The organism is Nocardia sp. NPDC051052 (assembly GCF_044456045.1).
In the GTDB taxonomy this organism is placed as follows: domain Bacteria; phylum Actinomycetota; class Actinomycetes; order Mycobacteriales; family Mycobacteriaceae; genus Nocardia.
Map to the genome: position 1 here is coordinate 128,588 of NZ_JBITFL010000009.1, position 14,301 is coordinate 142,888.

Sequence of the window (14,301 nt, forward strand, 5' to 3'; positions counted from 1 at the left end):
GCCGAGGGTTGGCAACCTACTGCCGAGCCCTCGGATCATCGATTACGGAGTTTCGGGGTCGTCGATCGCGGGTTGTCGGCGGGTGGCTGGGGCGTCGGATCGTGAGGCGGTGAGGCCGTCGGACCCGGGTGGCGGATTGCCTTGTCACCGGATCATGAGGCCGCGGGGCGAGTCGGGTCGCGGATTGCCGATTGTCGATCGTGGGGTTGTTTGGACGTGTGTTGGCGGATCGAGTGGCCACGACGCTGCTCAGATGGCGGTCACCGATCGCGAGTTGACGAGCCGCGTAGCTATTGGCGGACCTTCGGCTGGGGTGCGGCACCTTCCGTGCCTTGCCGCACGTCGTGTCCGGAGGTTTCGGTGTGGATCGCGCCGGGTGAATATCAGGCCGCTGAACTCCCGATGTTTCATGTGAAACCTGTCCGCGAAACAGAGGGCGCGTGATGGGAGGACGGCGAAGAGCTCGTTTCCCGCGTAAGAGGTTTGGTTGCGCCATTCTGTTTCTTGGCTTCAGTTCGCTGCAGCCTTTGAGCACATGGCACGAGCTGGAGCACCGGTCGCGAGACAGCGGCTGCGGCGGCATGAGATCACCTCATGGAGATCGCTTGTCGCGGGTTTCGCGCTTCGCTTGAGGACCGGAGGCGGCCGTTGTATGGGGGGCCGGGGAAGGTGAGTAGGGCGCGCGGGCGACTAGAGCTTCGACAGCGAACCGATTGGCTGGATGCTTCGGTTTCACATGAAACATCCGGACGCCTCGTGGATCCACTGGCTGACACGACGCGGCTACGCACCGGAACGGGCTGTCGCACTGTTGGATCTTTCCCTGGCTCCCCAAGGACGAGCTGACTGGCGAAACTTAAGCGCGGACAAACGACGAGGCCATCTCGCGAGGCGCACGGATAGCCCCCCGAGAGACGCAGCGGTGGCGCGCATCCGAATGCGGAATCCGCAGTGCGGAACCAGTGACTCCTCCCCCGGTGGGCAGACTGGCGCGGTAGCCCCCTCCACTCTTGTATGGCCACGGTTGGATGCTCGCGTTCTAAGGCATGAGCACCGCCGAGCAACACGCCCTGAGACAACGCGACCGGAAGCCTGAAGCTTCGCATGCTGGTGGCGAGGCTAGGGCGAATCTGGGAGATGAAGTGAGCGCAGCGGGCCCGAGGTTAGCGTTCGCAGATCAAACCTCCCCGGGCGGTTTCACATGAAACGTCGACCTGCTGCCACCGTCTGCGGAGCGACTGGCACCCGCCCGCTGAAGAGTCACGTGACGCATCGTGTTGATGGGTGCGGACTTTCGGAGGTCGACCAAGCTGCTGCGGCGTCGGGTCGTCGGTGCCGGGCCACCAGGCGCCATGTCTGCGAATGACGAAGTGGGCGCGTTCGTTCCGCGATGAGCAGCTTGGTCGCGTGGGCTCGAACCGATCGGAACCCCCGCAACCTCGTTGGCGGGCGCGGTGTTTCATGTGAAACATCGGGGATCGGTGGCGGAATGGGGACAGATTCGCGTGTCGTGTGTGCATTGCCGCGATTCAGCTTTCTTATCGCGCTCGGTGCTGGCAAGCTAGTGGGCGTCGGGCGTGAGCGTAGGTGCCACGGAGGAATTGGTGTCGCGACGAGAGCTCCGCTCGGTCGATCGGGCGCCGCGAACCCGGTTGAGCATCATGTTCGTACCGACACCAGCTGTTTGATGACACGGCGCCGACGCTCGTCGGAAGCACGTGATCTGAAGTTCTCGGGTTAGGAGCTGTCTATGTCGAGCGGTCCGGCGAATGTTTCACGGGAAACGACGTCGCGCGTGCCGGGAATGCTGGACTCCAGCAATTTCGACACGGAGACATTCGGAAGCACACCGTTCGGGAACATCTCCCCCAGTGAGACCCCGATCGCGGCCGAAGCACAACGCGCCAGCCAGATTCTCCATCCAGGAAAGGTGACAGTGCAGAAACCGCACGAGCAACGCATCATCACCATCGCCAATCAGAAGGGCGGCGTCGGGAAGACGACCACCGCGGTTAATCTCGCGGCCGCTCTGGCGCATCAGGGGATGACGGTCCTCGTGATCGACCTGGACCCGCAGGGCAATGCCAGCACCGCCCTCGGTATCGAGCATCACTCGGGTGTTCCGTCCAGCTACGAACTGCTCATCGGCGAGGTCTCGGTCCGGGACGCGATCCAGCAGAGCCCGCACAATGAGCGGCTGCTGTGCATCCCGGCGACGATCGATCTGGCCGGCGCGGAGATCGAACTGGTGTCGATGGTGGCCAGGGAGGGTCGGCTCAAGGCCGCCATCCAGGAGGCCAATATCGCCGGTTACGACATCGACTACGTGATGATCGACTGCCCGCCGTCGCTCGGCCTGCTGACCGTCAACGCGATGGTCGCGGCCAAGGAGGTGCTGATCCCGATCCAGTGCGAGTACTACGCGCTGGAGGGTGTGGGGCAGTTGCTCCGCAATATCGGTCTGGTGCAGGCGCACCTGAATCCGGACCTGCATGTATCGACGGTGATCCTCACGATGTACGACGGCCGGACCAAGCTGGCCGACCAGGTCGCCGAGGAGGTCCGTGGGCACTTCGGCGACGTGGTGCTGCGGTCGGTGATTCCGCGCAGTGTGAAGGTGTCCGAGGCACCGGGCTACGGAATGACGGTGCTCGATTATGATCCAGGCTCCCGAGGCGCGATGAGCTACCTCGATGCCGGGCGCGAAATGGCGGCCAGGGCGACGGCGATGGCACATGCCGCCGCCGAAGCCGCGGAGTGATCTGGCTGGATGAGAGCCGGGTCGACGAGACCCGGTCTGGTGGCGGAACGAGGAAGGGGTCTGTAGACCGATGAGTCAGGCGAAGAAGGGTGGGCTAGGGCGCGGTCTTGCCGCGCTGATCCCGACGGGACCGGCGGCTGCGCCGGGGCTCAGCAGTCAGGCGGCCAGCGTCATCGGTCTGGATCCGATCGGGCCGCAGCCCGCGTCGGCCTATCTGCATCGGGTCCCCGACCCGACCGACGACGACCTCTCCGCCAGCGGCGCGGTCTACCGCGAGATCCCGCCGGAACAGATCGAGCCGAACCCGAAGCAGCCGCGTCAGGTGTTCGAGGCCGAGGCGCTGGACGAGCTGGTGCACTCGATCAAGGAATTCGGTCTGATGCAGCCGATCGTGGTGCGTCGGGTCGAGCCGGGTGTCGACAAGTATCAGCTGGTGATGGGCGAACGCCGTTGGCGCGCTTCGCAGGTCGCGGGTCTGGCCGCGATCCCCGCGATCGTCCGGGAGACCGCCGACGAGTCGATGCTGCGCGACGCCCTGCTGGAGAACATCCACCGGGTGCAGTTGAATCCGTTGGAAGAGGCGGCGGCCTATCAGCAGCTGCTCGAAGAGTTCGGCGTCACCCATGAGGTGCTCGCCGATCGCATCGGACGTTCCCGATCCGCCGTGACCAACATGATCCGCCTGCTGAAGCTGCCGATCTCGGTGCAGCGGCGCGTGGCGGCGGGTGTGCTGTCGGCCGGGCACGCACGGGCACTGCTCGGGCTGACCGCGGGAGCGGACGCCCAGGAGGAACTAGCCAAGCGCGTTGTCGCCGAGGGCCTATCAGTGCGCAGCACCGAGGAAGCGGTGATCCTGGCGAACCAGGTGACGACACCGGTCCCGGATCCGGCGGCGCCCCCTACCCCGCAGCGCAAGCCGATTCACATGCCGGGTTTGCAAGACGTGGCCGACCGATTGTCCGGTTCGTTCGACACTCGGGTCATCGTGTCCATGGGTAAGCGAAAAGGTCGGATCGTCGTCGAGTTCGGGTCGGTCGATGATCTCGAGCGGATCGTCAGCCTGATGGAACAGAGTAAGCGCGATTTGTGACAGAAGTGACAGAAATAGACTTGTGAATGCGACAGGTACGCCCTCGGAGCCGAAACGTCACTGTGACGGCGCGCGATTTCTGTAAGTTAGCGGAGCGCATGACTTCCCGGACGGACCAACACAAGGTCTTAACCAACAGCACAGCGACGTGGAATGAGGCGGGTTCTGTTGATCGCTTATTCTTGCTGGCAAGAACATAGTGATGCGGTGTGAGTAAAACGCTAACCGTGCGTCAGGGCGCCGCGCGCATGCTCGAGCCGAGCGCGAGCGAGGCACAGACATGAGTGTGGACGAATCGGACAGCTGGAGGCTGAGCAGAGCAGTGTCGACCAGCGTCACAGCACTTACCCTCGGCGGGCTCGACAAGCTCCCCGCGCACTCCCGGCGCTGCGTGTTCTGGGAGATGGATCCGGCCGTCGCCGAGGACTCCCGCGGCTTCAGCGATCCGGTCTTCGAAAAGGAGGCCTGGCTCTCCACCGTCCTGCTGGAGTGGGGTTCCTGCGGGCAGGTGGCGAACGTCGATGGCAATGTCGCGGGGTGTGCGCTGTATTCGCCACCGAGCGCCGTGCCGCGCGCCACCCTCTTCCCCACCTCGCCGGTGAGCCCGGACGCGGTTCTGCTGACCACGCTGCAGGCCGAATTCCCGTACCAGGACAACGAGGTTGCCCACCAGCTGATGCAGGCCGTGGTGGCCGATCTGGTGCGTCGCGGCGTGCGCGCGCTGGAGTCGTTCGGCATCCGGTCCGATCCGCCCTCGCAGGCCCTGTCGGAGCGGTTCGGCTCGATGACGCTGATGGAGCGGATCATCTCGCCGATCAAGGGTTCGGGGGCGAACGCACCGGGTTCGATGACCGAGTGCTCGCCGGAGACCTGCATGATCGAGGCCGACTTCCTGGAGGAGGTCGGTTTCAAGGTGATCGCGCCGCACCACCGGTTCCCGCGGCTGCGCCTGGAACTCGACTCGGATCACGGGTGGAAGGAAGACGTGGAACGCGCACTGGACCAGCTGCTCGCGGCCGCGGCGATGACTCCCCCGGCCCGCATCGGGGTTCGCTGAGAAATCTTGCCGAAGAAAAGCCCCCTACCGATCCCGATCGGTAGGGGGCTCTTTGTTCAGCGCTAGCTACCCGCGGTCGGCGGCGGCAAGTTCCTCTGCCAGCAGTTCCGCGAAAGTGTATGTGCCCGTTGGCTGATCGTCCTGGCCGAGCAGATACAGGCGCTTGACCGAGATCAGAATGGCCTCGGCGATCACGTCACGCATCCGCGGATTGGTGAGCACGGTGGCGTCGTATTCGTTTGTCAGATAACCGATATCGATCTGCACGGTCGGCATCTTGGTGAGCCGCAACAGATCCCAGGTTCTGGCGTGCGTGCGGCAGTCCTGCAGCGAGGTGCGCGCGACGACCTCACGCTGGATGAAGCCGGCCAGTACCTGACCGATCATCGATGCGGAGCCGTGCGAGTTGCCGAAGTAGAACCCGGCCACGCCGTTGGCGAGCGGGCTCGGGTTGGTCGCGCAGCGCAGCGAGATCATCAGATCGGCGTCGAAGGCATTCGAGGTGTCGGCGCGGTCCGCGTCGGTCGGGTTGGCGCCCCACGGCCGGGATAGGAAGGTCTCCATGCCGGTGGCGGCCATCCGGCCTTCGAGCCGACTTGCCAAGTCCCACAGGATTTCCGACTCGTATACCTCACCGAATTCGGTCGGCACCGGGTGTCCCTTGTCGGGTCCGCCCAGACCTGGGTCGATGACAATGCGCTTGCCGGTGAGCTGCGGTCCGGCCCGGTGCACGACTTCTTCCTCGGCGATCCGATGCGGATTGCCGCCGGTGACGCGGGCGCCCAGCAGGTCGAGCGAGCGCAGCGTGTCCGACCCACAGATGCCGTCGGCGGCCAGCCCGATCTCGCGCTGGAAGGAGGTGAGGCCCTCGTGCGTGTGCGGGCCGAAGTAGCCATCCACCCGGTGCACATAGAAACCGAGGTCTTGCAGCTTGCGCTGCAGCGTCGCGACATCATCGCCGTACAGCGGTGCGGAGAGCTGATAGATCAGCGTGCGCGCCCCGAGCCGGTAGGACGCCTCTTTCAGCGCTCGATAGGTGGCCGGGCCGACCACACCGTCGACGAGCAGCCCGCGATGTTGCTGGAACGCGCGAACAGCGGAGTCGATACGGTGGTCGAAGGCGGCCTCGGTGTCTTTCCAGTACTCGCGTGCGTCGGCGTGATCGGTATCGACGTGTGCGTGTAAGAACCCGAGACTTGCCAGGGTGCTCCGAACCTCTGCTACGGCTGGACCGCTATCGCCGTGACGAAGTCGGTGCATGCGTGAGAGCCCTTTCCTTCCGTCAATCCGGGTACCCACTCATGCGATGGGATACACCCTGCGCACGACCGGCGTCGGTCGATTGTCTCAGACCCGGACGGGAATTCGGCATTCCCGGGTCCAGGCATCCTACGGCGCGTCGATGGTTCTCGACGGCCTTTGGCGCCTATGGCATTTGCGCGACAGGTGTCAGATCTCGCCGTCGAGTTCGCGCAAAAGGGCGGCTTTGCCCTTCGCGCCGACGATCTGCTTCACCGGCTTACCGCCGCGGAACAGCATCATAGTGGGCAGCGAGAGGATCTTGTAATCGCGGGCGGTGCCGGGATTGGCGTCGACGTCCACCTTCGCGACTGTCAGCTTGTCCGCGTGGGTGCCCGCGATCTCCTCCAGCACCGGGGCGACCATCTTGCACGGGCCGCACCAGGTGGCCCAGAAATCGACGAGGACGGGCTTCTCGCTGAGCAGTACGGTGTCGGCGAAGGTCGCGTCGGTGACGGTGATCGTGTTCTTGGTGGTGCTGTCGGACATTGCTTCTCCTTGCTGAATTTCAGGGCGCACGGGTAAGCGGGCCCCAGGCCCTGTCGCCCGCAGTGCGGGCGACAGGGACGAGCGACGTCAGTTGGCGGGCACCGCGACCGTGTGGCCCGCGTGGTCCAGGGTGTTCGAGCTGATGTCGCCCTGTTCGGCGAGCCAGCGCTCGGCGTCGATGGCCGCGCGGCAGCCGGTGCCCGCCGCGGTGATCGCCTGGCGGTAGGTGTGGTCGACCAGGTCGCCCGCGGCGAACACGCCCGACACCTTGGTCGCGGTCGACGGATGCACCACCTGCACGTAGCCCTCGTCGTCCAGCTCGACCTGATCGCGGACCAGCTCGCTGCGCGGATCGTGGCCGATCGCGACGAACAGGCCGGTCGCGGCCAGCTCGGAGGTCTCCCCCGTGCGGGTGTCGCGCAGCACCAGGCTCGTCACGCTGCTGTCGCCCTTGACCTCGGCGACCTCGGCGTTGAGCTGGAACTTGATCTTCTCGTTGGCCTTGGCGCGTTCGAGCATGATGCGCGAGGCACGGAACTCCTCACGCCGGTGCACGATGGTGACGCTGGCGGCGAACTTGGTGAGGAAGGTGGCTTCCTCCATCGCGGAGTCGCCGCCGCCGACCACAACGATGTCCTGGTTCTTGAAGAAGAAGCCGTCGCAGGTGGCACAGGCGCTCACGCCGCGGCCGAGCAGTTCCTGCTCACCGGGCACGTTGAGGTAGCGGGCGGCCGAGCCCATGGCCAGGATCACGGCGTACGCCTGGTAGGTCTCGTCGCCGACGGTGACCGTCTTGACCGGCCCGCTGAGGTCGAGGGCGTCCACGTCCTCGGTGCGGATGTCGGCACCGAAGCGCTTGGCTTGCTCGCGCATCTCTTCCATCAGGTCCGGGCCCATGATGCCCTCGCGGAAGCCAGGGAAGTTCTCCACCTCCGTGGTGGTCATCAGGGCGCCGCCGAACTGGGTGCCTTCGAACACCAGCGGCTGGAGCTCGGCCCTGGCCGCGTACACGGCGGCCGTGTAGCCGGCAGGTCCGGAGCCGACGATGATCAGGTCGCGAACTGGCGCACTCATGAGGCCCTTCCGGGGGAGAAATCAATGGACGTCTCGGTCAACAACAGGGTAATGGCTATTGTTCCTGCGCCGACCCGGTCCCACGTGAGGTTCGGCTCAGTGCCGTGACCGGGACGCTGAGGTGGCGGCGAGCGCGGTTGTTGCGTGGGTCACTCAACCGATGTCTTGCACAGTGAGGCGTTGGGGATCGTCTGTGGTGCAACCGGTTCCGACGACGAGCGCGGTGATCTTCGGCGTGCGCGGGCCGGTGAGCAGGATCAGCACCGCGTCCTGGTTTTGATAGCGGAAGTTGTTCGAGCCGAGGATGGTGCGGTCGAGTCCATTGGCGTGCACGCAGCGTTCCCTGGCGGCCTGGCTGCCGAGCAGGCCGGTGGCGTCGTTGCGGCCGAGCGCGCTGAGCAGCGCCGGTGCGTTGAGCTCTTCGCCGAGCTGGGCGGTGTTCGAGGCGGGTTGGGCGGTCGGGGTGGCGTCGTTGCCGCGCACCACGGTGAGCGCGATCGAGGCGCAGGCGACGACCGCCACCGCGGCGGCCGCGGCGGTGAACCAGCGCAGCCTGCCGCGGCGGCGGTCATCGAGCGAGATCGGCGCGCCGGGCGGCGTGTTGAAAACCACTGTGGGTTCGTCGTTTTCGGGCGTTGCCGAGCGGGGCAGCTGATAGATGGTGGCGCCGGCCTCGGTGGGTTCCTCGTTCAGATCGAAACCGTCGACGAACTCTGCCAGCCGCGCGGCGATGTCGTCGGGCATCGCGTGGATGACCTGATCGCTGCGGCCAAGCGCGCGCAGTTCGGTGCTCACCCCGTCCAGGGCGTGCACGAAACGCAGGGCGTCCCCGTCCTGCCGGACCGCGGGCCACAGCTGCTCCCGGAGCTCGGGCGTCACATTGTCGGCGTGCAGGTCGGCGAGCAGCTCGGGCGAGAACGGAGGCTGCGGCATCGACCGGGTTGCCATCGCACCTCCAGTGTTCTCATCTGACATCGCGGGCATCCCCTCGAAAGCGGGGACTATAGGGACATCGTCTACGGGTCCGTCACTATTAATGACGCATCTCAACTACCTCCGGTTCCCCGGATCGCGCAGAAATTCCAATCGTTCTTGCAGACGTTGCCTCCCGCGGGCACAACGGCTCTTGATCGTCCCCTCCGGGACTCCGAGCATAGCGGCGGCGTCGGCCACGCTATACCCCTCGAGATCGATGGCAACGAGTGCGGTTCGCTGATCGGGGGGCAGCGAGAACAGCGCGTGATCGACCACCAGCGACATCTCCAGTTCGGCCACCGCGTCCCGCTCGTCCCGGGGTTCCGGCATCGACTCCGGGGTGAGCGAGACCGCCTTGCGGATCTTGTTGCGCCGAATGCGGTCCAGGCACGCGTTCACCACGATCGCGTGCAGCCAGCTGCGCACCTCGGCCTCGGCGCGGAAGGTGGCGGCCGTGCGGTGCGCCGAGAGCAGCGCGTCCTGCAGCGAATCCGCCGCGTCCTCGCGGGTGTAGGAGGTGCGCAGGGCGGTCTGCCACAGGTGATCGTTGTGCCTGCGCAGCAGCTCGGCGAAGGCGTGCCGTTGGCCGCGCACATGCGCCTGCAGCAGCTCGATATCGGTGTAGTCCTCGCCCACGAACGAGCGCTCGCGGTACGCGGCAGGCCGCGACGTCCCCCCGCGGACTTCCTCGTTCAATTCCGACGACAATGCCAACCCCTTGGACAGCGCTCACGGTGGCAACGGACACGGACGACCATTACCGAAATTTCGCAGCATCCAGGATCGAAAAAACCAGAACCCGGGAAGCTCCCCTGTGCTGAGAGCGCGAGGAGATCATATCGTCACTCGCGATTAGGCAGCAACTAAACCGGGGGTATCGGGACTCGATGCGCGACGCGGTAGCGGGCGTCAGCGCGTGGCCTGCACGGTGTCACGTCACGTGCGGCGGGCAGTGGAGCGGGAGTGCTAGGGCGCAGCGTCGAAACGTATATCCGCGATCGAGGTCTGGAACTGACCACCGGAGTTGCCTAGTCCGGTGATCCAGACGAGGACGTAGCGGGCGGCCTGATCGGTGCGTACCGGGATGTCGGTGACCCCGTCGCCCAGCTTCGCCGAGCCGATCAGCTGGGTCTGGTCCAGGGTCGGCTGCGCGGTCGGCGAGGTGCGGATCTCCACCGAGGTGCCCGGGCTGGGCGAGTTGATCGAGACGTTCGTCAGCTTGGCCGGGCTCGGCAGCGTCGATAGCAGCCCGACGCCCTTCTTCAGCGCGGGGAATTGCTGGAAGTACTGATCCGTGCGCCACAGGGTGCCGGGATTCTGATCGAGCACCGCGTTGACGCTGCCGACACCGTCCGGGGTGCCCTCCGGCGAGAACACCGACACCCCGGTCACCGGAACCGGCACCCCGCCCGACGCGGTGGTCGGCCCGGCGGCCGCCGGCGTGGCCGGCGCGCTGTTGTTCGTGGTGAGACCGATATTGCGCTGCTCGTTGAGCGGCGCGTCCGAGGCGCCCGGCGCGAAGATGCTGACCATCCACCAGATCACCACGCCGACCACCAGCGCGGCCAGGATGCCGAGGCCGACCATGATCCACATCATGCGCTGGGATCGCTCGCGTTCGGCCGCAAGCAATTCCGGGTCGGCCAGCGACTCGTCGGGTGCCGACGGCGGACGCTGACCGAGCCGGAGCACCGGAATGAAATCGGTCTTCTGGTCGACCACCGACGCCTGCTCGAGCACGTGCTGCACGGTCGCGGCGGTGCGCACGCCCTTGTTCGATTCCAGCGACCGCACCGCGACCGCCGAGATCTCGAAGGGCACCTCGGGTCTTATCTGGCGCGGTTCCACCGGCGTGCCGTCCGGGCCGAAATCGGCAAGCCGCAACCCTCCGACGGTTGCGGCGGTGCCGGTGACGCCACCGGAGCGAATCGGCCAGCGGGCGGTGATCAAGGCGTAGAGCATGGCGCCGAGGCCGCGCACATCGGACTGCGCGTCCGAATCGGCCAGGGTGCCGGGGAAGGCGAGCACCGCGTCGCCGGTAGCGCTGATCCGCACCCGGTCCGGGTGGTCGATGGACAGCGATCCACCGCCGCGATGGGCCAGTTCGGCGGCCGAGGCCAGCGCGCGGATGGCGCGGGCGGCACCGATCGGCGACGGCACGGTTTCGGCCATCTCGCGCAGCGAGCGACCGGGGGTCCACTCGGCCACCACGATGCCGCCGGAGCTGCCGCGCACCACATCGAGCACCCGAGCCAGGCCGGGCGAGTTGATCCGCCCGAGCCGCAGCGTGCGGGACAGAATCGCCTGCGGACCGTCGTGCCCGGAGTTCTCGCTCGACTTCTGGTCGGCGTCGACGAAGGTCAGCGCCACCTCACGGTCGAGTTTGATGTCGAGTGCCTGCCAAAACTTGAGGCCGCGAGCCCCGCCGTGCCCGGCGAGCAGCCGATAACGGCCACCGGCCACCGACGCGCCCGGAATCAGCTTCGGACCGCGCGGCGTGCGCCGCGAGCCAAGGTTCTCGCCACCGAGCGGCGGCATCTCGGGCGACCCGATCGGGATCATCCCGGTGTCGTACATCGGATCGCGTGCTGGTACCGGACTCTGGCGATCGTGCGGTCCCTGCGGAATCGCCTCGTGATCCGGTGCGGACGCGTCGTGATCCGAAGGACCGGTACCGGTCTCGCGGTTCGCGTACGCGGGATCCGACGGCTCTCCACCGGGTAACGGAGCGTCCGTGGACAACCCGCCTGCCGTGGTCGCCGAAGAATCAGCGGCTGGGACGCCGCCCACCGCGTCGTCGCTCACCCTCGGTCCTCCTTCGCCCTGGTACTTCGAGGTTCCGGCGATTTCGCCACTTGTGCTTCTCTGCCGAACAGGGTACGGGAACTCGCCCATGCCGGTGATGTCAACGGCATCGGCTCGGATCACGGGCAAGACCATGGTCTGAGCATCCATGTACGGGTCGTACCCAGGGTATGCCAGATACGGATCCGGCCTGCGCAATACCGTCGTCGCGTAATCGTCGACCGGACCGTCGAGATCGAGATCGGGCGCGGGCGGGGTCCAGCCGAGGCGCCGGGAGATCGCGACGGTGATCGCGACGACCTCGGGGACACCGGCCAGGCGCATCAGGCCGAAGGCGACCGCGAACATCACGATCGCGGTGATCGCGACGCGGATGAGCGAGCCGGGGCCGCCGAACGCGGCGGTCAGCCGCTCGAGGCCGAGCACCCGGTCCACGATCCACATGACCGCACCGCCGGCCACCGACGCGAAAAGGACCCTGGTGATCGTCCGGCTCACGTTGGACATCCGCAGATCGCCGAGACTGCGGTGCAGCAGGAAGCCGCCGACCACGGCGCCGACCGCGAACCCGAGACCGTTCGCGACGCCCAACGCGATCACCACGTGCTCGGCGTCGGTGACCATCGGTGCGATCGCCGAGAAGAGGATCTTGGCGGCGGTGATGCCGAGGATGATCCAGGTCGGGATCCAGGCCTGTTCCCTGGCGTAGAACACGCGCAGATGAATCAGCACCAGCGCGTAGGGGATCAGCGAGAAGGCCGACCAGCTGACCGCGAGGCCGAGGCGGGAGGCGTCGTCGCCACCGAAGTTGCCGTATCCGTAGAGCGCCTGGCCGACCTGTGGGCCGGCCAGGGTGAGGAAGGTGACCACCGGCAGTAGGGCGATCATGGTCAACCGGGTCGCCGCGGAAAGGTCGTCGACCACGGCGGGAGTGTCATCGGCGGCGGCGTTGCGGCTCAGCCGCGGCATGATCGCGGTGAGCACGGTGACACCGAGCACCCCGTAGGGCAGCTGCAGCAGCAGCCACGCGTTGTTGTAGATCGCCGGGCCCGCGGCATCGGCATGCGAGGAGATGCGGGTGGCGAAGACGAACCCGGCCTGGCTGATCAGGACGTACAGGATGATGGCCGCGCCCATCCCGCCGAACTGCTTGAGCCGCGCGTCGATACCCCAGAGCGGTCGCAGGTCGATGTGCTCGCGGCGAATCGCGGGGACCAGGCTCAGTGCCTGCACCACCACGCCGAGCGTGACACCGACGCCGAGTACCAGCAGCTTCGGTTCGCCCATCCGCACCGGGTTCAGGCTGATCTCTCCTGGCATCAGCACATACAGACCCAGCACGGTGAGCACGACCAGGTTGTTCAATACCGGCGCCCACACGCCGGGCTTGAACTGCTGACGAGTGTTGAGGATGGCCGTCAGCAGGGCGGACATGCCGTAGAAGAGGATCGCGGGCAAGAGCAGGAAGGCCAGTGCCGTGGTCAGCCCAGTGTTGACCTTGCCATCGTCGGACAGGAACACATACGTGGTGAGCAGCGGCGCGGCGGCGGTGGCCAGCAGCGCCGCGGTGGCGAGCACCACGAACGCCGCGGTGACGAGGCGGCGCACGAAGGCCTCGCCGTGGTCGGGGTCCTCCTGTTCCGCTCGCACCAACGTCGGCACCACGATCGCGGTGAGTACCGCGCCGAGCACCAGCTCGGAGATCATGTTCGGGATCTGGCTTGCCACGGTGAACGCGCTGGCGATGGCCGGGCCGAGCACGGTGAGCAGCAGCAGCTGCTTACCGAAGCCGGTGATCCGGCTGAGCAGGGTCACGAGCGCCATCGATCCGGAGTCGCTCAGCAGCCTGGCGCTCGAATTCGATTTCTCGGCCGACTTAGTGGCGGCGGGGAACTCGTGCGTCCGCGGCCGATTGCCCACCTCGGCAGGCTCGGCGAGGGCTGCGGGCGCCCGGCGGCGGGGCGGCGGGTACGGCTCCGGCCGGGCCTGCGGTGGGGCGTATCGCGGCGGTGGCATCCGGCTGGACTGCGGCCCTGCGGGTATCGGGCCCGACTCGCCGGGTCTGGGTGCGCCGATCGGGATCGGCCCGGACTGTCCGGGTGCGGGGCGAGCCGGCGCCGGGCGCGGGGCGCCGGGCGGCATCGCACCGGATGGACCCGGTGCGGGACGCGGCGGGCTGGCGGGAATCGCACCGGCCTGTCCTGGTGCGGGACGCGGTGGGCTAGCCGGGATCGCACCGGATTGACCTGGTGCGGGACGTGGCGGGCTAGCCGGGATCGCACCGGACTGTCCTGGCGGCGGCCCTGGCCGCTGAGCCGGGGGGATCGGGCGAGGCTGCGCCGGTGGCGGTGGCGCCGGATATTGCCGCTGCCCCGGATGTGGTGCGGGTGCTGGCCGTTGTGGCGGACCCGGCGGCCGTTGAGGTGGCCCAGGCGGCATGCGCTGGCCCGGCCATGGCTGCGGCGGCGCCGAGGGCCTGCTGATGTGCGGCACTCGGGGCGAGGGCGCTTCGTAAGGGCCGGCGTTCATGTCCGGGTCCTCGGTCTCCGCCGGCGGTAGCCGTTCCCACGGCGCAACCGGCGCCCGACGGGCCGGTGGCCCGTCTCGCCGATCGGATCGAGGCCGATGCGCCGATGAGTCATCGTCGCTCATCATGCCTCCTGCGCCCGGCGTGGCAGTTCAGAGCGCTTGCGTGTCGCGAATGCGCGAGGCCACGCATCCCGGTCGGCTCGGCGAGCGGCGTCAAGGCTG

At 67.1% G+C, this 14,301-nt stretch carries 9 protein-coding genes; 3 read left to right on the plus strand and 6 right to left on the minus strand.

All coding sequences use genetic code 11. From position 1 onward, the window contains the following. Nucleotides 1–1,804 precede the first annotated feature (1,804 nt). The 3 genes from ACIBCN_RS29275 (at nt 1,805) to ACIBCN_RS29285 (ending at nt 4,908) form a co-directional block, all read left to right on the plus strand. The gene (locus tag ACIBCN_RS29275; RefSeq protein ID WP_228540497.1) at nt 1,805–2,761 is read left to right on the plus strand and encodes a ParA family protein; all 957 of its coding nucleotides are present in this window, start codon (nt 1,805–1,807) and stop codon (nt 2,759–2,761) included. Between the two features lie 70 nt (nt 2,762–2,831). Beyond that, nucleotides 2,832–3,851 (plus strand): ParB/RepB/Spo0J family partition protein, encoded by a 1,020-nt coding sequence (locus tag ACIBCN_RS29280; protein ID WP_396994915.1) that lies wholly within the window; start codon nt 2,832–2,834, stop codon nt 3,849–3,851. A gap of 322 nt (nt 3,852–4,173) precedes the next feature. Further along, the gene (locus ACIBCN_RS29285) at nt 4,174–4,908 is read left to right on the plus strand and encodes a GNAT family N-acetyltransferase (protein ID WP_396995169.1); all 735 of its coding nucleotides are present in this window, start codon (nt 4,174–4,176) and stop codon (nt 4,906–4,908) included. 66 nt (nt 4,909–4,974) lie between these two features. On the opposite strand, the gene ACIBCN_RS29290 is transcribed toward ACIBCN_RS29285, so the two are convergent. The 6 genes from ACIBCN_RS29290 to ACIBCN_RS29315 all read right to left on the minus strand — a co-directional run bounded on the left by ACIBCN_RS29290 (nt 4,975) and on the right by ACIBCN_RS29315 (nt 13,566). Continuing rightward, nucleotides 4,975–6,168: an N-acetylmuramoyl-L-alanine amidase gene (locus ACIBCN_RS29290; protein WP_396994916.1), complete on the minus strand. Its 1,194-nt coding sequence runs from the start codon at nt 6,166–6,168 to the stop codon at nt 4,975–4,977. A gap of 189 nt (nt 6,169–6,357) precedes the next feature. Beyond that, entirely contained in the window at nt 6,358–6,696 is a 339-nt protein-coding gene (trxA, locus tag ACIBCN_RS29295; protein WP_396994917.1) for a thioredoxin, read from the minus strand. An 87-nt stretch (nt 6,697–6,783) separates the two neighbouring features. Beyond that, nucleotides 6,784–7,770, minus strand: coding sequence for a thioredoxin-disulfide reductase (gene trxB / locus ACIBCN_RS29300; protein ID WP_396994919.1), 987 nt, complete (start codon nt 7,768–7,770; stop codon nt 6,784–6,786). A 153-nt stretch (nt 7,771–7,923) separates the two neighbouring features. Next, nucleotides 7,924–8,718 (minus strand): hypothetical protein, encoded by a 795-nt coding sequence (locus tag ACIBCN_RS29305; RefSeq protein ID WP_396994920.1) that lies wholly within the window; start codon nt 8,716–8,718, stop codon nt 7,924–7,926. Nucleotides 8,719–8,820: 102 nt separating this feature from the next. Next, the gene (sigM, locus tag ACIBCN_RS29310) at nt 8,821–9,381 is read right to left on the minus strand and encodes an RNA polymerase sigma factor SigM (RefSeq protein WP_396995170.1); all 561 of its coding nucleotides are present in this window, start codon (nt 9,379–9,381) and stop codon (nt 8,821–8,823) included. Between the two features lie 330 nt (nt 9,382–9,711). Beyond that, nucleotides 9,712–13,566, minus strand: a complete 3,855-nt coding sequence (locus ACIBCN_RS29315; RefSeq protein ID WP_396994921.1) for a murein biosynthesis integral membrane protein MurJ — start codon at nt 13,564–13,566, stop codon at nt 9,712–9,714. Nucleotides 13,567–14,301 lie beyond the last annotated feature (735 nt).